At 64.5% G+C, this 17601-nt stretch carries 19 protein-coding genes; 15 read left to right on the top strand and 4 right to left on the bottom strand.

Annotated features, from left to right (window positions below; genetic code table 11):
- Window positions 1–167: 167 nt before the first annotated feature.
- The 8 genes from ispF to ruvB all read left to right on the top strand — a co-directional run bounded on the left by ispF (window position 168) and on the right by ruvB (window position 6385).
- Entirely contained in the window at window positions 168–647 is a 480-nt protein-coding gene (gene ispF, locus GobsT_RS00180; protein WP_010038481.1) for a 2-C-methyl-D-erythritol 2,4-cyclodiphosphate synthase, read from the top strand.
- A gap of 100 nt (window positions 648–747) precedes the next feature.
- Complete coding sequence (gene cysS / locus GobsT_RS00175) at window positions 748–2307, top strand: cysteine--tRNA ligase (RefSeq protein WP_010038483.1); 1560 nt, start codon at window positions 748–750, stop codon at window positions 2305–2307.
- Between the two features lie 330 nt (window positions 2308–2637).
- On the top strand, window positions 2638–3273 hold the full coding sequence (gene ruvC, locus GobsT_RS00170; RefSeq protein ID WP_010038484.1) for a crossover junction endodeoxyribonuclease RuvC: 636 nt from the start codon (window positions 2638–2640) through the stop codon (window positions 3271–3273).
- Window positions 3270–4013 (top strand): Holliday junction branch migration protein RuvA, encoded by a 744-nt coding sequence (gene ruvA, locus GobsT_RS00165; protein WP_010038485.1) that lies wholly within the window; start codon window positions 3270–3272, stop codon window positions 4011–4013. The genes ruvC and ruvA overlap by 4 nt, the downstream gene beginning before the upstream one ends.
- Window positions 4014–4016: 3 nt before the next feature.
- The gene (locus GobsT_RS00160; protein ID WP_010038486.1) at window positions 4017–4226 is read left to right on the top strand and encodes a hypothetical protein; all 210 of its coding nucleotides are present in this window, start codon (window positions 4017–4019) and stop codon (window positions 4224–4226) included.
- A 183-nt stretch (window positions 4227–4409) separates the two neighbouring features.
- Window positions 4410–4724, top strand: a complete 315-nt coding sequence (locus tag GobsT_RS00155; RefSeq protein ID WP_010038488.1) for a hypothetical protein — start codon at window positions 4410–4412, stop codon at window positions 4722–4724.
- A 135-nt stretch (window positions 4725–4859) separates the two neighbouring features.
- Entirely contained in the window at window positions 4860–5312 is a 453-nt protein-coding gene (locus GobsT_RS00150) for a TIGR03067 domain-containing protein (RefSeq protein ID WP_010038492.1), read from the top strand.
- 29 nt (window positions 5313–5341) lie between these two features.
- Window positions 5342–6385 (top strand): Holliday junction branch migration DNA helicase RuvB, encoded by a 1044-nt coding sequence (ruvB, locus tag GobsT_RS00145; protein ID WP_010038494.1) that lies wholly within the window; start codon window positions 5342–5344, stop codon window positions 6383–6385.
- Window positions 6386–6506: 121 nt separating this feature from the next.
- Here the strand turns inward: ruvB and GobsT_RS00140 are convergent, their stop codons facing one another.
- Together GobsT_RS00140 and GobsT_RS00135 are read right to left on the bottom strand one after the other, a co-directional pair.
- Window positions 6507–6959 (bottom strand): low affinity iron permease family protein, encoded by a 453-nt coding sequence (locus GobsT_RS00140; RefSeq protein WP_010038495.1) that lies wholly within the window; start codon window positions 6957–6959, stop codon window positions 6507–6509.
- 247 nt (window positions 6960–7206) lie between these two features.
- Window positions 7207–7803, bottom strand: a complete 597-nt coding sequence (locus tag GobsT_RS00135; RefSeq protein ID WP_010038496.1) for a chalcone isomerase family protein — start codon at window positions 7801–7803, stop codon at window positions 7207–7209.
- A gap of 192 nt (window positions 7804–7995) precedes the next feature.
- On the opposite strand from GobsT_RS00135, the gene GobsT_RS00130 reads away from it, so the two are divergent.
- A complete protein-coding gene (locus tag GobsT_RS00130) occupies window positions 7996–9870 on the top strand; it encodes a sigma-70 family RNA polymerase sigma factor (protein ID WP_010038498.1) in 1875 nt (624 codons plus the stop codon).
- A 45-nt stretch (window positions 9871–9915) separates the two neighbouring features.
- Here the strand turns inward: GobsT_RS00130 and GobsT_RS00125 are convergent, their stop codons facing one another.
- Window positions 9916–10401, bottom strand: a complete 486-nt coding sequence (locus tag GobsT_RS00125) for a YbaN family protein (protein ID WP_010038501.1) — start codon at window positions 10399–10401, stop codon at window positions 9916–9918.
- 153 nt (window positions 10402–10554) lie between these two features.
- On the opposite strand from GobsT_RS00125, the gene GobsT_RS00120 reads away from it, so the two are divergent.
- The gene (locus tag GobsT_RS00120; RefSeq protein ID WP_010038507.1) at window positions 10555–12840 is read left to right on the top strand and encodes a HEAT repeat domain-containing protein; all 2286 of its coding nucleotides are present in this window, start codon (window positions 10555–10557) and stop codon (window positions 12838–12840) included.
- 44 nt (window positions 12841–12884) lie between these two features.
- Here the strand turns inward: GobsT_RS00120 and GobsT_RS00115 are convergent, their stop codons facing one another.
- Window positions 12885–13520: a hypothetical protein gene (locus GobsT_RS00115; protein WP_148087551.1), complete on the bottom strand. Its 636-nt coding sequence runs from the start codon at window positions 13518–13520 to the stop codon at window positions 12885–12887.
- A gap of 192 nt (window positions 13521–13712) precedes the next feature.
- Between GobsT_RS00115 and GobsT_RS00110 the strand changes: the two genes are divergently transcribed.
- From GobsT_RS00110 to GobsT_RS00090, 5 genes are all read left to right on the top strand, one after another.
- Window positions 13713–14780, top strand: coding sequence for a 3-isopropylmalate dehydrogenase (locus GobsT_RS00110; RefSeq protein WP_010038512.1), 1068 nt, complete (start codon window positions 13713–13715; stop codon window positions 14778–14780).
- Window positions 14781–14831: 51 nt separating this feature from the next.
- Window positions 14832–15380, top strand: coding sequence for a hypothetical protein (locus GobsT_RS00105; RefSeq protein ID WP_010038515.1), 549 nt, complete (start codon window positions 14832–14834; stop codon window positions 15378–15380).
- Window positions 15381–15522: 142 nt separating this feature from the next.
- Window positions 15523–15909: a hypothetical protein gene (locus GobsT_RS00100; protein WP_010038517.1), complete on the top strand. Its 387-nt coding sequence runs from the start codon at window positions 15523–15525 to the stop codon at window positions 15907–15909.
- Window positions 15910–15916: 7 nt separating this feature from the next.
- On the top strand, window positions 15917–16723 hold the full coding sequence (gene scpB / locus GobsT_RS00095; protein ID WP_010038519.1) for an SMC-Scp complex subunit ScpB: 807 nt from the start codon (window positions 15917–15919) through the stop codon (window positions 16721–16723).
- Between the two features lie 15 nt (window positions 16724–16738).
- Window positions 16739–17584 carry a bestrophin family protein gene (locus GobsT_RS00090; RefSeq protein WP_010038522.1) on the top strand — a complete coding sequence of 282 codons (846 nt, stop codon included), beginning with the start codon at window positions 16739–16741 and terminating at the stop codon, window positions 17582–17584.
- The last annotated feature ends 17 nt before the right edge of the window (window positions 17585–17601 follow it).

Raw genomic sequence — 17601 nt, 5'->3', positions numbered from 1 at the left:
CGCGAGCCTCACTAACACCCACACGAACGGGGTCGCACGATCCTGACACCTCTTGCTCATTTTTTCTTCACCCCAAGTCCGAACCCCGCCCGGCAGTCAAGGTTGTGCGAAAAACGGCCCCGGCGGTACAATTCCCCGGAACGGACCCGGGTTGGTGAGGCGGACAGGTGAACATTCGCGTCGGCAGCGGTCACGACACACACCGGCTCGCGGAAAACCGCCCGCTGATCCTCGGCGGCGTCGTCATTCCGCACACCAAAGGTCTTGTCGGGCACTCCGACGCGGACGCGGTTCTACACGCCGTCACCGACGCACTTCTGGGTGCAGCCGGTCTGGGCGATATTGGCGACGCCTACCCCGACACCGACGCCCAGTGGAAGAACGCGGACTCGAAGTTCTTCCTCACCGAAACGCTCAAGCGCCTGAACCAGTTGGGTTGGAAACCCGTCAACCTGGACGTAACGGTCTTCGCGCAGGAGCCGAAGCTCGGACCCGTGAAAGCGGCGATCAAAGACAGCCTCGCGCACCTGCTCAGCTTGTCCGCCGACCGCATCAACGTCAAAGCGAAAACGGGCGAGAAGGTAGGGCACATCGGCCGCGGCGAGGCCATCGGGTGCCACGCGGTCGTTCTCATCGAACAGGCATGATTCGCCGCAGCGGGCGCGAAAAAGATCGAGAAGCGTGAAGCGCTCACCTTCTGTCTTCACCTGCGCCCTCTGCGTTCTTTGCGGTGAAAGGATTTCTGGAATGGCTCTGCAAGTGTACAGCACGCTGACCCGTAAAAAGGAGCCGTTCCACAAGCAGCCCGGCGACACGGTCACGATGTACGTCTGCGGCCCGACGGTCTACAAGCCGTCGCACATCGGCCACATGGTCGGCCCGGTCATCTTCGACACCGTGAAACGCTACCTCACCTACCTCGGGTACAAGGTGAAGTGGGTCGTCAACATCACAGACGTGGACGACAAGCTGATCGGCCGCGCGCAGGAGCAGAAGACCACGGTCCCCGAACTCGCCGCGAAGATGACCGAGGACTACTTCGCGTGCTTGAAGGCGCTGAACATCGCCGTCAGCTCGCCAGACGGCATCGACGTGTTCCCCCGCGCCACGCAGCACATCGGCGGGATGATCCAGGTCATTCAAGACCTCATCAAGAAGGACCACGCCTACGAGGTCGACGACGGCGTGTACTTCGACGTGTCGAAGGACGCGGACTACGGCAAGCTGACGAACCGCGACCCCGAGCAGATGGAAGCCGGCGCGCGGCTGGAGCCGAACCCCAAGAAGCGCAACCCCGGCGACTTCGCGCTGTGGAAGTCCAAGCCGGGCGAGCCCGCGGAAGTGCAGTTCGACAGCCCCTTCAAATGCGGCCGGGGCCGCCCGGGGTGGCACATCGAATGCACCTGCATGGCGATCAAGGAACTCGGCGAGACGCTCGACATCCACGGCGGCGGGCTGGATTTGCAGTTCCCGCACCACGAGAACGAACTGGCCCAGAGCGAGAGCTGGACCGGCAAGCCGTTCGCGCGCGTCTGGATGCACAACGGACTACTGAAGCTCAAAAGCGGCAAGATGGCCGGCTCGCTCGGCAACGTACTGAACGTTGCCGACGCTCTGAAGGCGGTGGGCGGCGGGGCGCTACGGTTCTTCGTGCTGAACACGCATTACCGGTCGCCGATTGATCTTGGCGATTGGGAGCCGAAGCCGGGTTCCATCCCGAGCAACCTCGAATCGGCGAAGGTCGCATTCGAAACTTTTGTTCGATTCGCCGAGCGTGTCCAGCGCGTCACCGGGCAACCGTTCGCCAGTCTCCCGGCGCCAGTTCTGTTCGATCCCAACCGAAAGTTCGTACAGCCGGCACTCGCAGAGTTCGCCCAACGCTTCCACGATTTCATGGACGACGACCTCAATACGGGTGGCGTTACCGGGGTGCTGTTCGAGTTGGTCACGTCTTTGAACCGGCTCGCCGACACAACCAAACTCGAAGACCCCGCCACCAGCAACCCACAAGCGAAAGCCGAGTTCACAGAGGGGGCGAGCCTCGTTAAGGAAATCGCTCAGGTCCTCGGACTCACCTTCACCGCGGAAACCAAAACCCTCGACGGCGGGAACGAACTCGTCGGCGGGCTGATGCAACTGCTCCTCGACCTGCGCGCGAACCTCCGCGCGAGCGCCAAGGAGGCCGCGAAGGACAACCCGCTCAGGAAGGCGCTGTTCGACCAGACGGACCTGATCCGCAAGCGCCTCGGCGAGTTGGGGGTAACGCTCGAAGACCGCCCCGGCGGAACCACTTGGCGCGTCGGGTAGACAAATCAACCCACCCCCGGCCCCTCCCTGAAGGGAGGGGTGGCGCCGAGAACGTTGGTCCCGGTGCGAAACGAGCACGCTGCGTTTCGCGTTCGCCTGTGCTTTCCTCCCCTCCCTTCAGGGAGGGGCCGGGGGTGGGTCTTCGCTTCGCGTGTTCTTTTCGCTGTGGAACCGGCGTTCCAGATGCCCCTACTTCCCTTCAGGAGGAGCCGGGGCGGTTCCGCCGGCGAACTCGCGACACCCGCCACCGGAATGCGGTACTCTGACATTTCCGGGATTCGCTCTCTCGGCTATTTGCGGGAATAGCTCACCCGCACCGGAAGCGTTCCAATGCTCACGCCCCCTCCCGACGTACCCGCACCGCGCCGCATCCTGGGGATCGACCCCGGGTTGCAAACGACCGGCTACGGCGTCCTTGAGGTCTCCGACAAGGGGCCGCGCGTCGTCGATGCCGGTGTTATCCGTTCTGCCGACGGGCGCGATTCTTCCGACATGGCACGCCGCGTAAAGGCCCTTTACGATGGCCTGAGTGAGGTGCTCGGTGAGTGGAAGCCGGCCGCGCTCGCCATCGAGCAACTCTACGCCCACTACGACCACCCGCGAACCGCGATCCTGATGGCCCATGCTCGCGGCGTGTACCTGCTGGCTGCGGCGCAGCATAGTATACCGGTGACCAGTTACGCCCCAACGAAGGTGAAAAAACTGGTAACGGGGCACGGGCACGCGGTGAAGGAGCAGATGCAGTACGCAGTGATGCGCGAACTGAACCTCGCGAAGCTGCCGGAGCCGCACGACGTGGCCGACGCCCTCGGGATCGCACTGTGCCATTACTTCGCAACCGGGAGCGGCGTCATGGGCGGCGCCCGCGGTGCGACCTTCACCGGCGTGAACATGAAAGCGTTACTCGGCGCCGAACCCGATCCCGACGAGTTGACGGAAGAAGACACCCGGAGCGAATCCGCATGATCACCAAGATGACGGGCGTCCTCACCCGCTGCCGGCACGACGAGGACGATGTGCGGCTCCAGATCGGGCCGTTCGAGTACCAGATCATGGTGCCCGAAGCCGTGCGGCGACAGATCCAAATGCGCACCGGGCACGAACTCACCTTTCACATCACCGAGTACCTCGAAGGCAACTCGTCGGGCAACCGCTTCGTCCCGCGCCGCGTCGGGTTCCTGCATGAACACGAGCTGGAGTTCTTCGAACTGTTCTGCACGGTCGAAAAGATCGGCGTGAAAAAGGCGCTGAAGGCGATGGCGTTCTCGGTGAAAACCATCGCCGACGCGATCTCGCGCCAGGACGCGAAGTGGCTGTCGGCGCTGCCCGGGATCGGCCCCACGACCGCCGAACAGATCGTCACCACGCTGAAGCGAAAAGTGACGAAGTTCACGGTGCTGAACACGCCGGCGCCGGTCGCCGCTCCCGGCGCCGAGCCGGCGCCAGACGCAGTGGTCGAAGAGAAGCCCAGCGGCAAGAAAGCGAAGTCCGCGAAGAAGACTGCTGCCGAGGAGCCGGCGCTCGCGACGGAGCCGCTCGTCACCGCCGCCGACGGGCAACTGATCGAGGACGTGTATCAGGCGCTAATGGGTCTCGGCCTGAACCCACTGGAAGCGCGTGCCAAACTCGACGCGCTCCTGACGTGCGGCCAACCGTTCCGCTCGCTGCAAGAGGCCATCACGCTCCTCTACGCACAGAAAGGGTGAGACATGAGCACCGTGACGCTCCAACTCGATGATCACAAGGTCGAAAAGCTCGCCGCGGCAGCACGCGAGCAAGGAATCGAGATCGCAGTGCTGCTGGAAAAGCTTGCCGACGACTTTATCGCCCGGCTCAAGCCCGCCGGTACGGACTTCAACAAAGCTCTCGCTGCCAGTGTCAAAGAAAACGAAGAACTGCTCCGCCGGCTGGCGAAGTGATGACGTTCCTTACTGTCGAACAAATACTCGAAATTCACGCCGAAGTGATCCGGTTGCACGGCGATGACCCCGCTGTTCATGATCACGGCCTGATCGAGTCGGCCGCGTATCAGCCGCAAGCCACGTTCGATGGTCGGTATGGGTCCGAGCCCACATCGTCCCGCTCACGACCGAGTAACCGCCATGCACCGGACCGTCGCACCTTTACTGCTCCTCCTCGCTACCGGCGCCCTCGCCGCGGAGCCCGAAGGTGATTTGAAGGCGCTCCAGGGTGTGTGGGTCATTGAGAACGCGAAACTCGGCGGGCGCGACCACAAGGACGATCTCGCGGGCATGAAGCTCACCGTCACTAGTGAGAAGTACGTCATCGACTTCGCTGAGAACTCGGACAAAGGTGCCGTCACCCTCGGCGAAGCTCAGAAACCGAAGCAAATCGACCTCACGACGCGAAGGACGAGCTGTTCAAAGGGCGCACGCTGCCGGGAGTGTACGAGCTAAAAGGCGACACCGTCGTGCTGTGTCTCAACTCCGAAAAACCCGACCGCCCAACGAAGTTCGAGGCCCCGGCCAAAACACCACTGATGCTACTCACGTTGAAGCGCGAGAAGAAGTAACCCGACCCAGAGTGATCCCATGACCGTTCGTGTTCCGTTCGCAGCGCTCACCCTCGCCCTGTGCCTCGCGACTCACGTCGCGGCCGACGACAAGAAAAACGAAACCGACCTGAAGTCAATGGTCGGCAACTGGACCGTTGAGAAGGCCGAGCTCGGCGGCAAAGACTCGACCGTCGTGTTCAAAACGCTGAAGTTCGAGATCCGCGAGGGCGGGAAGTACACCGTCGAACTTGGCGAGAAGGACGAGGGGGCGTTCACGGTGAACGCGAGTAAGAGCCCGAAGGAAATGGACATCATGTCCGACCAGGGACCGAACAAAGGCAAAACCATCAAGGCCATCTACAAACTGGACGGGGACGCACTCACCGTCTGCTACAACCTCGACCCGAACAAGCCCGCACGCCCGGAGAAGTTCGAGAGTCCGGCGAGCAGCAAAACGTTTCTCGTCACCTACAAGCGCGCGAAGAAGTAACCGCCACACATTGAACAGGGAACCGAGACATGGCGCGCGAGAAAGTGATCACCAGCGGACCGGGCGACGAACAAAAGAAGCACGACGCGGCGCTGCGCCCGAAACTCCTCAAGGAAGTGATCGGGCAGCGTAAGGTCGCAGAGCGGCTGGAGATCGCCGTGCGCGCCTCGAAGAAGCTCAACGAGCCGCTCGGGCACATCCTGTTCGACGGCCCGCCCGGGCTCGGGAAAACCACGTTCGCGACCGTTCTGCCGAACGAACTCGGCACCTCGCTGCAAATGACCAGCGGCCCGGCGCTCGCGAAGCCGGCCGACCTGCTCCCCTTCCTCACAAACCTTGAGGAAGGGTCGGTGCTCTTCATCGACGAGATCCACCGGATGCCGCGGGTGGTGGAAGAGTTCATTTACCCGGCGATGGAAGACTTCCGCATCGACATTGTGCTCGGCGAGGGTATGAGCGCGCGGACCATTTCCATGACCCTCAAACGGTTCACGCTCATCGGGGCCACCACGCGGAGCGGGATGCTGTCCGGCCCGATGCGTGACCGGTTCAAAATGCATGAACACCTGGAGTTCTACTCGGTCGATGAACTGGCTACGATCGCCACCGTGAACGCGGCAAAACTGAACACCCCGATCACCTCGCAGGCGTCGCTAGAGCTGGCCCGGCGCAGCCGCGGAACCCCGCGGGTGGCCAATTCGCGCCTCCACTGGACCCGCAGTTTCGCCGCAGCGCAGCACGACGGCACCATTACCGAAGAGGTCGCCCGGGCCGCGCTCGACATGGCCGAGGTGGACCGCGACGGGCTCGACAAGAACGACCGCAAGTACCTCGAAACGCTGATCGACCTTTACGGCGGCGGACCGACCGGGGTGGAGGCGCTCGCGGCGACGATCAACCTGGCGTCGGACACGCTCTCGGACGAGATCGAGCCTTACCTGCTGCGCGAGCAGTACATCACCCGTTCGCCGCGCGGCCGGGTGGCGATGCCCCGCGCTTACTCAGCTCTCGGGAAACTTCCACCAGTACCCAAGCCGAAGCCCGACGATAAGCAAGGATCGTTATTCGAATAAGGAAAATCCAGACGGCGCACCCGTTCGGCGCAGTCGCATAACGGGTGACCCCACGTCCCACCGCTCACCCACCAACGCCGTCAGCAGCGCACTATCGCCAAACGGCCCCATCTCGAACCCGTCACGCGCGAGCCGCCGTTTGCTGCTTCCGCACGTGATCCGCTTCCGCGTCTTCGATCGAGTGCGAACACTTCAGGTCTTCGTCCCTCCGGGCCAGTTCCACCAACTTGCGGAAGTGGTCGCGCAAGATCCTCACTTCAGTCTCGGTCAGATCCTCGGCACTGATAAGCCGGTTGCTCGTCCACGGCAACGCGGCAACAATCTCGTTGAGTTTCAAGTGAATCGCCAGCGAGTCCTTGTTCTGGGCACGCTGAATCAGGAACACCATCAAGAACGTAACGATCGTGGTGCCGGTGTTGATCACCAGTTGCCACGTGTCCGAAAACCGGAACAGAGGGCCGGTCACCGCCCACACAAGAATGGTTCCGAGGGCGAGCGCAAACGCCTGGGAAGATCCGGTCCACGCGGTCGCGAGCCCCGACATGCGTTCCAGCCAGCTACCTTTTTCGGTCATAGGTTCCTCTGCGCTGCGCGCGCCGCACCCCCCGCTCTCGCACTTGCAATCCGGGTGCCGGAAGGTCGATGCGTCACCGACTGATGACCGGGGAGAAGGGATTCAAGGTCGAGAAGATGATCGTCTACGACTGACCCTGAGACCTAGTTGGCCGAAAGGTGCGAAAGCGGGCCGAGGTGCCGTCACTGATAAGAGTCGCCGGCGGTCGCCCCACCGGCGAGATAGGATCATCCCGATCGTGTCCCGGTTACGGCTTCATCGAGCCGACCAGTCCCTTCTTGAGCCCTTCGTCGAGCGGCTTCGAACCGAAGTACACCTCCCACAGGGCTTGAGAGAAGGCCGGGCTCTTGATCGTCACGTCCACCTTCTGACCCACCTGAACACGCACACCCTCGCCGGGCACGTGAAGCAGAATCACGTGATCGCCCTTGGTCGCTGCGTTCTTCCCGATCGCGTTGACCAGTTGGGCGAACTCCGTCGCGAACTTGCCCTCGGGGTACGACTTACCGACCGCCGACCGGAAGGCCCCAATGAAGTCGTCCGGCTGCACCGTCCGCTGCATGACCAAATGGAGCAAGCGGACGGAGTCGGTCTTGGCCACATCCTCGGCCTTCTGAACGCGGGTCCCGTCCTGCACGTAGCTGGCGACCGTGTACACATCGAACCCGACCTTGGTGCGCAGTCCGACCCCGGTCAGGCTGAGCGGAACGGCCTTATCTTTGACGGTAGCTGAAATGGTTGGGGCGTAGGCAACCGAGGTCCCTTTGACCGGAACCGGCTCAGCGGCCGTTCCGGGTCCAGCAACGGCCGCCACGACGAGTGCGAAAATAGCGGAACGAAACATGGATCTCCTCGCTTGGGGGAGGGCGAGACACGAGGGCCGCATACCGCGTCTCGTTCGCTCAGGCAACTCCGGCTTCTCACCAAAGCCCGCGCCCACTCATTTTTGGGCGCAACTCTGATTTTTCGCGACGCGCGAGACCGGTTCGACCCAAGATGAGTGGCGAACCACGGTGGTTCGCTCGCGGAGTCCACAATGTCCCATGCCCTGTCCGCACTGATGGCCCACACCGCCCAGGCCGTCGCTCCCGACACCGACGGCCAACTCCTCAGACGGTTCGTGCGTACCGGCGACGAGGCAGCGTTCGCCGAACTGGTCCGGCGCCTCGGGCCGTTGGTCCTCGGAGTGTGCCGACGAATCGCCCCCGACGCACACACGGCCGAAGACGCGTTCCAGGCCGCGTTCCTCGTACTCGCGCGCCGCGCCGCAGTCGTCCGCCCGGCCGAGGCGGTGCGCGGGTGGCTGTACGGGGTCGCCGTCCGGTGTGCGCAGGAGGCCCGCACCGTGAGTGCCCGCCGACGCGCCCGCGAGGTGCCGGTCCCGAACGTTCCCGAACAACCAGCGGAACCAAACGAACGAGCGGACGCAGATGTGCTGCACGCGCTCGACGAGGAAATGACCCTGCTCCCCGAGCACCTGCGCGCAGCGGTCGTGTTGTGCGAGATCGAAGGACTGAGTCGCAAGGAGGCGGCCGGGCGACTGAGAACTTCGGAGGGAACGCTGTCGAGCCGGCTCGCAAAGGCGCGCAAGCTCCTCGCTCACCGGTTACGACAGCGCGGAATCACACTGAGCTCCGCGGGACTGTCGGCAGCGCTCGGCGCAACCGCACAAGCGAGAGTCCCGACAGACCTCACCGCCCGAGCGCTGACAGCGGCACTCTTCCCGGCCCTCAGACCAGCGGGCGCAATAACCCTTTCGACCCGAGTACTCAAAACCATGCTCGTACAAAAGCTGAAAACCGTTGTTCCGCTCGTGGCGCTCGCACTCGGCGCGTTCGCGTGCGCCGCCCTCGCCGCGACCCAAGAGCCGCCCGGTTCCCAACCGAGAATCGTACCCGCGACGCGCCCTGATTCTCCCGCGGTGAAAGTGGCTCCGAAACCACTTCTGAAGGGACCGAACAAGCTGCTCTACTGGACCGACGGAAAACTCGTACTGTCCAACCCCGATGGTAAGAACACAAAGGAGTTCGCCCTCAAGGAGCGGTTCCTCCCGAGCGTGCAACTTTCTCCAGACGGAAAGACGATCGCGTACCGGCACCCGCCGCAGCGGACTGCCAAGCTCAGTGACCTTCTGACGAAAAGCGAGCCCCTAAAACTGCACCTACACGTCCGCGCGCTCAACGACACCGGTAGCGGCACCGACCTCGGTGTCGAGTGCGACTCGTTCGTGTGGTCGCCGGACGGGACTGAAATCGCGTGCTCCAGTGTCGATGACGAACCCGGCCGGCAGCCCCAAGCGACTTCCCTGGTGGTCCGCGTGGAGTCGAAGGAGAAGACGGAGCTAAAGCTCCCGCCGGGTCACGTCATTACGAGCTGGGCTCCCGACGGGCGGTTCGTCACCATGCGACTAACCAGGACCGACCCGTCCGACGCCAAAGCCCGCCTATATCTGGTGAACCGCGACGGCAGCAAGCACAAAGCGCTGGCCCCGGACACGAACGCGACGATGGGCCGCATGTCCCCGGACGGCACCCGCGTGTTGTGTGTTCTGCTAAAGAGCGCAAAAGAAACGACGGCCGAGAAAAAGAAGCGCCAGGAAGCCGGCGCCGAGCTTCCGCCGCCGGAGCGCGCGCTGGCCATTCTCGATATCGCAAGCGGGAAGGTTACCAAAGTGGCAAACGTGCCGCCGAACGGAGAGGTCCAAGAGCACGGGTTAGTCTGGTCCCCTGACGGCAAGAGGATCGCGTACACTTGGCGCCAGAAGCACGAGGGCGGGCGGCAGGAAGCAACCAACAAGGAAACGGAGTGGCGCCTGATCGTGTGCGACGCCGACGGAACGAACGTAACGACTGTGGCCTCCCAAAAAACGCAAGGGGAGCTCCTTACACTCTTCAGCCTCGACTGGCGGTAACACGCCTCTTGCTAGCCGGTTTGTTGCGAAGACACGCGCCGCCCCTTACGGGCGGCGGTTGGCTTTCACGGTCGGCACGATGAACAGAATGGTGCAAATCCCGATCAGCGCCAGCCCCGCAATGACGCACTTCACCGCTACGGGCAAATCGCGGAACGCAAGGCTCAGGCTCACCACCGTGACCACAAGGCACACCGCAAACACTTTCACGGGGCGCCGGATGCCGCCGTGCTCGTGCCAGTCGCGGAGCAACCGCCCGAACAACGGTGACCGCTTCAGCCACCGCTCTAAACGGGGCGACGAGCGCGAAAAGAAGTAACTCGCCAGCAGCACCCACGGAGTCGTTGGGAGCCCGGGAAGGACCGCACCGAGATACGCCAACCCAACACACACCAATCCCGCGCACACGTACACAACCCGTCGCACCCCGGTGACCGGGCGCGGTGGGGCACTCGCGCGGGGCGCGTTGGCGTCGGGCCGCTCCTGGTTCGAGGTGCCGATGTTCAGTTCCAGTGGGAGCTGCGCGTTCACGGTCGGGTTCCCAGGCGGGCAGAAATCGAGCGCTTTCGCCGACACCGCAAACCTAGAACCGGAACGCCGGGGCCGCGCGAGCGACTCGCACGGCGAAAAAGTACGAAGTAGGATGATACGCGACGCGCCCATCACCCAACACCCGGTCCGGTCATGTACCGCCGTTCGTTACTCCTCGCGTTGGCACTGTGTGTGGCCTGCGGTTGTGGAAAAAAGCCCGCCGCGCCAACAGCCGAACCCAAGACGGACGAAAACACGACCACTGCGAAACCGCATGAGGACGGCGCCGCGGAGCGGCGGAACAAGCAGCTCGCCGCGCTCAAGAACCGCCAGGACGCCCCCCGCCGAGCCGCGATCGACGAACTATCGTTTCTCGTACTCGAAGACCCCGGGACCGGGCCGGCACTCGTCGAACTGCTGAAGGACAAAACCACCAACGGACCCGGGAACACGCGCGCGAACCAGATCAATAGCACCCGTGAAGCCGCGGCCCTCGCGCTGCTGAAATCCGGCCCGAAAGGCGAAGCGCTGCTGCGAGATAAGGGACTATCGGCACTACGCGAAGGGCTAACAGACCCGACGCCCGCGGTGCGCGAACACACGGCGTACACGATCGGGCAACTGGGGCCGGTGTCGAAAGCCCTGGCCGCCGACGTGCAGAAGCTCTGCACCGATCCGGACGTGCGGGTCCGTGGCGCAGCGTTCGACGCGCTGCACACGACCGGAGTTGCGAACCCCGTCGCACTGTCCAAACTCCTTACACACGAAAGCGACGAAACCGCCCGACTCGCCGGCGAACTGGTCAGCGCGCTGACGACCCTCCCCGCGGACGCCGTCGAACCGCTCGCCGCGGCACTCAAGAGCGACAACCCGAACGTGCGTCGCGCCGCCGCCAACGCACTCGGAGCAATCGGACCGAACGCCGCACCGGCCGTTCCCGCCCTGATCGCGCTCCTGAAAAAGGCCTACAAGGATCGCGACCCACAACAGCGCCCGGACGAAGGCGGTCCCGAAATCGCGTCATGGAACGCACTGGGGCGCATCGGGGCCGTAGCGGTCGCTCCGACCGCAAAGCTGCTCGACGATTCGAACGCACTGCTTCGTTACGACGCTCTTCGCGCGCTGGGCGACATGGGGCCGATCGCGAAGCCAGCCGCTGGTGCGATCAAAAAGGTGCTCCAGGACCTGTCAGCCGACAACGCGCTCGAGGCCGCCTGCGCGCTGCTCCGCATCGGCGACTCGCAAAACGAGGCGCTCGCGCTGCTGAAACGCGGACTCGATTCGGACTCGCGCGGGGTCGCGGCGCTGGCGGTCCAGGTGATCGGTCGCGTCGGCCCCGCTGCGGAAACGCTCGTCCCGGCGGCACTGACAAAGCTGACCAGCCCGGACCCGTTTGCACGAAGCGCCGCTCTGGAGTTGGTCGCGTTACGCCCCGCAACCGAGCAAACGAAGCTGGCGGCAGAGATCGGTAAGCTCGCGAGCGACGATGAGCGTGTCATCCGGATCCAGGTTGCCCGTACATTGGTGCGTCTCGGTCCCGCCGGGGCACCCGCGGCCGACTCGCTGGGCCGAGCAATCTCTGAGGAGAAAGACGGCGGCGTGCGGGAGTTGTTACTCACGGCGCTGCTCGCGATGGGAGCCAATACAAAACCGGCCCTACCAGCACTGCTCCCTCTCACCACCGACCGGGATTTGTCGCCTCCGGTGCGACTCAGCGTCCTGTCTGCCCTCGTCACAATCGACGCGGCATCAGCCGAGGTCAGCACGGCGCTTTTGAAAGCCACACAAGACAATGAGGCAGCCGTTCGCGCGGCCGCGGCGACCGCACTCGGCAGGCTCGACCCGCTTCCGCCCAACGCTCTTGACGCGCTACTCAAGCTCGTGAAAAGCGACAGTCGCACCGGACCGCGCGTCGCCGCTCTACTGGCCCTTGCCGCAGCAGGTACTCGCGCGCAGCCGGCGCGAGCCGAAGTCGAAGCGCTAACAAATAGCCCGCAGGCAAACCTAGCGCTGTTGGCGAAGGTTGCACAGGCGGCCATCGACGGCGACACCAGCAAAGTCGCACCGGCAGTGCGGACCGGACTGCGCGACCGCAACCCGGCGGTTCGTGCGGCCGCAGTCGAAGCGGTTCTGGTGATCGGTCCCATCAAAGACGATCTGCCCGCGCTTCTGACCCTGTTAAAAGAACTCGGTTCGACGACGCGAGGCACGGCCGCCGCCGCGATCGGACGGCTCGGACCAACTGCGCAAGACGCGGTGCCACAACTGACCCGCCTGCTCGACGATCACGATTCTGAGGTTCGCATTACGGCGGTCGAGGCACTTGGGCGTATCGGACCGGCGGCACAACCGGCCGTGCGCAAGCTGAAAGAACTGCTGCGCGACCCACTCGTCTGGCCGGTCGCGCAAAAAGCGTTGGAGAAAATCGAAGCGAAGTGACGGGTCACCGAAGCACAGGACTCGCACGTGACTGACGACAAGCGCTACTTGCGTTCCACGAGCTGGTCCACAACCTGCTTGACCGCCTCGTAGGGCGTCTTGCCTTGCCCGGTGTACTGCCGCCGCCTGCCTTCCGCGGTGTTCAAAAGCACGGCGGCCCGGAACACGTACAACCCGTCTTCGAGTTCAATGGAGCGGTCCTGGCGCTTCACGCCCATCCGCTCGAGTCGCTCGTACAGTCCGGAAACGCTTTCGCCAGCGTCACTGGGCACAGCACCCGCAATCGGGCGCAGTTCCACCCCGGGCGACTCGATCTTCAGTTCCTCACCGTCGCGAGTACGACCGGCCAGAGAGGCCGGTGTCGTGAGTTCCCCGGGCATCACTATGCCTTTGAACCGCTCCTGGTCGTCGTTGTAGCTCGACCGCTCGCCGCGCCCGCCGGTCGGCGCAGTAAGCGGGTCCTTGCCCTTCGAGCCGATCCCGCGCTCGGGAACCGGGAGGTTCTGCGGCGGGAGCAGCTTGCCTTCGCGCGCCATCAGCGGGTCGTTCCGGCGCCCGACGCCCACCGCAGGCGCTTCTTTGTCCGACTTGCAGCCCGCGAGCGCGAGCAACCCTGCGGCGCCGAGGGCTAGCGCCCCGCGCCGTACCGTCCGACCAATAAGAAGCGTGCGACCCCTCATCTTGACCCGCCTCCAGGGGCGGCTACATCACCTGTGAAGTTCCGGCACCCGCCACTTTTACTCTCCCCCGCCGTCTGTCCACCGTCTACCGCGGTCGAACGGAAACCGGTCGTGCGAGCGTGCCCGCGGGTGGACCGGTGACCCGTGGGGCGGTTTTGCGGGCTGGAATATCTTTTCCGCGGAAAGGGTGCAATGGCGGTTCACAAGATTGCAGTGATCGGCGGGGACGGAATCGGGCCAGAAGTCATCGAGCACGCCATCCGGGCGGCCGAAGCTGCGGCCCGCAAGTACGACGGGGCCGAACTCCAGTGGACCCGGCTCCCGTGGAGCACGGCCTACTACAAGCAGCACGGCCGGATGCTGCCCGCCGACGGCTGGGAACAGCTCACCGCCTACGAGGCGATCCTGTTCGGCGCGGTGGGCGACCCGTCGGTGCCGGACAAGGTCACGGTTCACGAACTCTTGCTCCCGATGCGGCGCAAGTACGATCAGTATGTGAACTTGCGGCCGGCGTACCTGTTTGCGGGGGTCGACTGCCCGCTCAAGAACAAGAAGCCGGGCGACATCGACATGCTGGTGTACCGGGAGAACACCGAGGGCGAGTACGCGCCGGTCGGCGGGAACCTGTACCCGGGCACCGAGAACCAGATCGCCGTGCAAACCGGCGTGTTCACCTGGAAGGGATGCGAGCGCATCCTCCGGGCGGCGTTCGAGGCGGCCCAAAAGCGGCCCCGCAAGAAGCTCACCAGCATCACCAAGTCGAACGCGCAGGTGTACGGCCTGGGACTGTGGGACGACGTGTACAACGCCGTCCGCAAGGACTACCCGGACGTGACCAGCAACTCGCTGCTGGTGGACGCCGCCGCAATGGACTTCGTCCGCCAGCCGGAAGTGTTCGACGTGGTGGTGGCGAGCAACCTGTTCGGTGACATCCTCACCGACCTGAGCGCCGCGGTGGCCGGCAGCATCGGGCTGGCGTCGAGCGCCAACATCAACCCCACGAAGAAGTTCCCGAGCATGTTCGAGCCGGTCCACGGGAGCGCGCCGGACATCGCCGGGAAGGGCATCGCCAACCCGCTCGCGGCGGTCCTTTCCGCCGCCCTGATGCTCGACCACCTCGGACTCGCCAAGAGCGCTCAAGGGGTCCGCGACGCGGTGGCGAAGGTGCTCGCCGAGGGCAAGGTTCGCACCCGCGACCTCGACAAGACCAGCACCCACACCACCACCGACATGGGCGACGCGGTGGTTGCGGCCGTCTGATGCGTGTATATTCGGACCCGCGCCCGGGTCCGAGCGCGCAGGAGTTTCGTCATGCCGATCTGGGGTTGGGTGTGCGTCGCGCTGACCGTTGCGGCCGTCGCCTTCGTGGTTTACGCCAACGTGGTCGACCGCAAGCGCCGCGCGCGCACCCTCGAGCAGGGTGACAAAACGCACGGGTGGCTCGTCCAGGCGAACAGCGCCCTGTTCGAGGACGGCCACATGGACCTGCCGGCGCTCGTTGTGATCTCCCCGGACCCGGACACCAACGACGACGAAGAGTTCATGACCGACCTGGCCGCGCGGATCATGGACCTCAAAAGCGAAGCCGGCCGCGTGATCGGGCGAACCAAAGCCGAGCGCGCGGTTTCGAAACTGATGTCGGATGAAACCTACATTGAGGGGCGAAGAGACCGGCTCCCGGACGAGTTCACTGACGGTCGTGAGGTGTACCTCGCCCACATCTTCATCTACCGCGACCACTTGCCCCTGAAGCGTCTGGAAGACCGGCAGGTACTCTGTGCCGTTGTGTGGGACGACGACGCCGCGATGATTTGTACCCGCCCTGTGCCGCGCAAGCGGCGCCGCCGCGACGACGATTAACGACGCGGTTCGCGCTGAAGCCCAATCTTGAACACTCGCGCGGAAGCGAACCCGCGAAACCGTTAACTTTTGTGTACACGACGCGGGTTAACGTGCCACATTAACCCAGAGGTTCGCTCTCGCCCGAGTCGCAGGTGCTGTCATGCCAACCGGCCCCCAAATCGTCATCACCTTGAAGGTTCTCGTAGTCACGGTGACGGTGCTACTCACGCTGTCGATGGTCGCGCTCGCGATGGGGCGCCCGAAACTGCACGGGCAGATTAACCTCGCGTTCTTCGTACTCACGATGATTACCGTACTGTGCTTTGAAGGACTGCTGCAAGTCGTCCCGGTGTCCGAACTGTTCACCCCGGAGGCCCGCGCGGACCTGCGTGTCCACCTCTGCTTCTCCGTCCCGTCCACACTGATATTGCCCCTGATGCTCGCGACGGGGAAGATGCACCGTCGGAAGATGCACATTGTGTTTGGGATCGCGTTCCTAGTGCTCTGGACCGGAACCGTTATCACCGGCTTGGGGCTACCTCACTAAACCGCGCATGGCGACCGCAGACGAACCGACCGAACCGAGCGAACAGACCGATCCGCTCGCGCTGGGTCAGGCCGCAGCGGCGCACCTCGGCGGCGAGTGGCAACTCGATATCGTTGAAGAGTTTGCCGAAGGGCTCGAAGCGGACGCTCCAGACGAGACACCCGCCCCGCCGGTACACGAAGCGCCCCCGACCGCGCCGGCAGCGGAAGCCCCCCCTCACGTCACCCGAAGCACTGCAACCTCAAAAGGCTTACGCCCGCCATCGCTCGCTGAAGGCGCCGCGAGCGAAGTCCCGCCGTCCCCAGAGCAACTGGTTGAAGCGATGCTGTTCGTGGGCGGGCACCCGCTCGCGGCGGAGGTCGCATGCGCCGCGGTTCGCGGGCTGACCCCCGAACGGTTCCAGGAAGCCGTGGCGGTACTCAACAAACGGTACCGCGACCAGCACCGGCCCTACCTCATCGAATCGCGCGACAACGGGTTCGTCCTTTCCGTTCGGCCGGCGCACAGGGGCCTCCGCGAGAAGTTGTTCGGCGGACCGCGGGAGGCGCGTCTGAGCCAACCGGCACTCGATGTGCTCTCGGTTGTGGCGTACCGACAGCCGCTCAGTAAAGCAGAAGTGGATGTGGTTCGCGGGACGGATTCCGGCCCGGCATTACGCCAGCTCGTGCGGTTGGGTCTGATTGCGGTCCGGCACCGCGCCGACGCGGCCGAGCGCGAAGTGCGGTACGGAACCACGCCGCGGTTCTTACAGGTGTTCGGCCTCCAGGCGCTCGACGAACTGCCGCGCCTCGGCGACGCACAACCGGGGTCCTGAACGGGGAGAACAACGTTGGCCGACAACCGCCGAACGCTGCTCGGGTGGATCTGGCCGCCGCCGACGATCGCGAGGCGCCTGGCGATCGCGGTCGCGGCCGCAGCGGGGTACTCCGTGCTGGCGTGGGCGCTGAACCCGACCAGCGGTGTCGCTCAACCGGTTTGGTCGTCCCAGTTCGCCATGTGGAACACGGCCATCCTGGGCCTGTTGGTCAGCTTCCGCACGAAAGTCGCGTACGACCGATGGTGGGAGGGGCGCATCTTGTGGGGCGGGCTGGTGAACCACTCGCGCAACCTGTGTCTCAAAGCGCGCGAACTTGCCACCCCTGATGTCCGCGAACGACACGAGTTCGCCGGACTGGTCGCCGCGTTCGCGGTGGCGCTCATGAAGCACCTGCGCGGCCCCACCCGGCTCAGCGACGTGTCCGGGTTTGAAAAGCAAACGGTCGACCCGCAGCACGTCCCGGCGTACATCGCGGGGCGGTTGATCGGGTTCGTGGCCGGCTGGCGCCGGGCGGGGCGCATCGACGGGCACATGCAACAGATCCTCGACACCAACCTCAACGCGCTCATGGACGTCTGCGGGGCGTGCGAGCGCATTCGGAACACGCCGCACGTCCCGTCGTACCTGTCGCTCCTGCGGCACGGACTGGTGCTCGGGTTTCTGGTCACCCCGTGGGCGCTGGTCGAGCCGCTCGGCGCGTGGGTGATTCTCGTACTTCCGGTGATGGTCTACTTCCTGTTCGGAATCGAACTGACCGCAGAAGCCGTCGAGCAACCCTTCGGCCGCGACGGCGACGACCTCGCGCTGGAAACCTACTGCGAAACGATCCGCAAGAGCGCCACAGACATTCTTTCGTAGGGCGAAGCGGCCCACCG

This window comes from Gemmata obscuriglobus (assembly GCF_008065095.1).
GTDB classification, from domain to species: domain Bacteria; phylum Planctomycetota; class Planctomycetia; order Gemmatales; family Gemmataceae; genus Gemmata; species Gemmata obscuriglobus.
This window is presented reverse-complemented; position numbering and strand designations above follow the sequence as displayed.

Coding starts and splice junctions, on each gene's coding strand:
- cysS (WP_010038483.1), top strand. CDS start 748: ATGGCTCTGCAAGTGTACAGCACGCTGACCCGTAAAAAGGAGCCGTTC.
- ruvC (WP_010038484.1), top strand. CDS start 2,638: ATGCTCACGCCCCCTCCCGACGTACCCGCACCGCGCCGCATCCTGGGG.
- ruvA (WP_010038485.1), top strand. CDS start 3,270: ATGATCACCAAGATGACGGGCGTCCTCACCCGCTGCCGGCACGACGAG.
- GobsT_RS00160 (WP_010038486.1), top strand. CDS start 4,017: ATGAGCACCGTGACGCTCCAACTCGATGATCACAAGGTCGAAAAGCTC.
- GobsT_RS00155 (WP_010038488.1), top strand. CDS start 4,410: ATGCACCGGACCGTCGCACCTTTACTGCTCCTCCTCGCTACCGGCGCC.
- GobsT_RS00150 (WP_010038492.1), top strand. CDS start 4,860: ATGACCGTTCGTGTTCCGTTCGCAGCGCTCACCCTCGCCCTGTGCCTC.
- ruvB (WP_010038494.1), top strand. CDS start 5,342: ATGGCGCGCGAGAAAGTGATCACCAGCGGACCGGGCGACGAACAAAAG.
- GobsT_RS00140 (WP_010038495.1), bottom strand. CDS start 6,959: ATGACCGAAAAAGGTAGCTGGCTGGAACGCATGTCGGGGCTCGCGACC.
- GobsT_RS00135 (WP_010038496.1), bottom strand. CDS start 7,803: ATGTTTCGTTCCGCTATTTTCGCACTCGTCGTGGCGGCCGTTGCTGGA.
- GobsT_RS00130 (WP_010038498.1), top strand. CDS start 7,996: ATGTCCCATGCCCTGTCCGCACTGATGGCCCACACCGCCCAGGCCGTC.
- GobsT_RS00120 (WP_010038507.1), top strand. CDS start 10,555: ATGTACCGCCGTTCGTTACTCCTCGCGTTGGCACTGTGTGTGGCCTGC.
- GobsT_RS00115 (WP_148087551.1), bottom strand. CDS start 13,520: ATGAGGGGTCGCACGCTTCTTATTGGTCGGACGGTACGGCGCGGGGCG.
- GobsT_RS00110 (WP_010038512.1), top strand. CDS start 13,713: ATGGCGGTTCACAAGATTGCAGTGATCGGCGGGGACGGAATCGGGCCA.
- GobsT_RS00105 (WP_010038515.1), top strand. CDS start 14,832: ATGCCGATCTGGGGTTGGGTGTGCGTCGCGCTGACCGTTGCGGCCGTC.
- GobsT_RS00100 (WP_010038517.1), top strand. CDS start 15,523: ATGCCAACCGGCCCCCAAATCGTCATCACCTTGAAGGTTCTCGTAGTC.
- scpB (WP_010038519.1), top strand. CDS start 15,917: ATGGCGACCGCAGACGAACCGACCGAACCGAGCGAACAGACCGATCCG.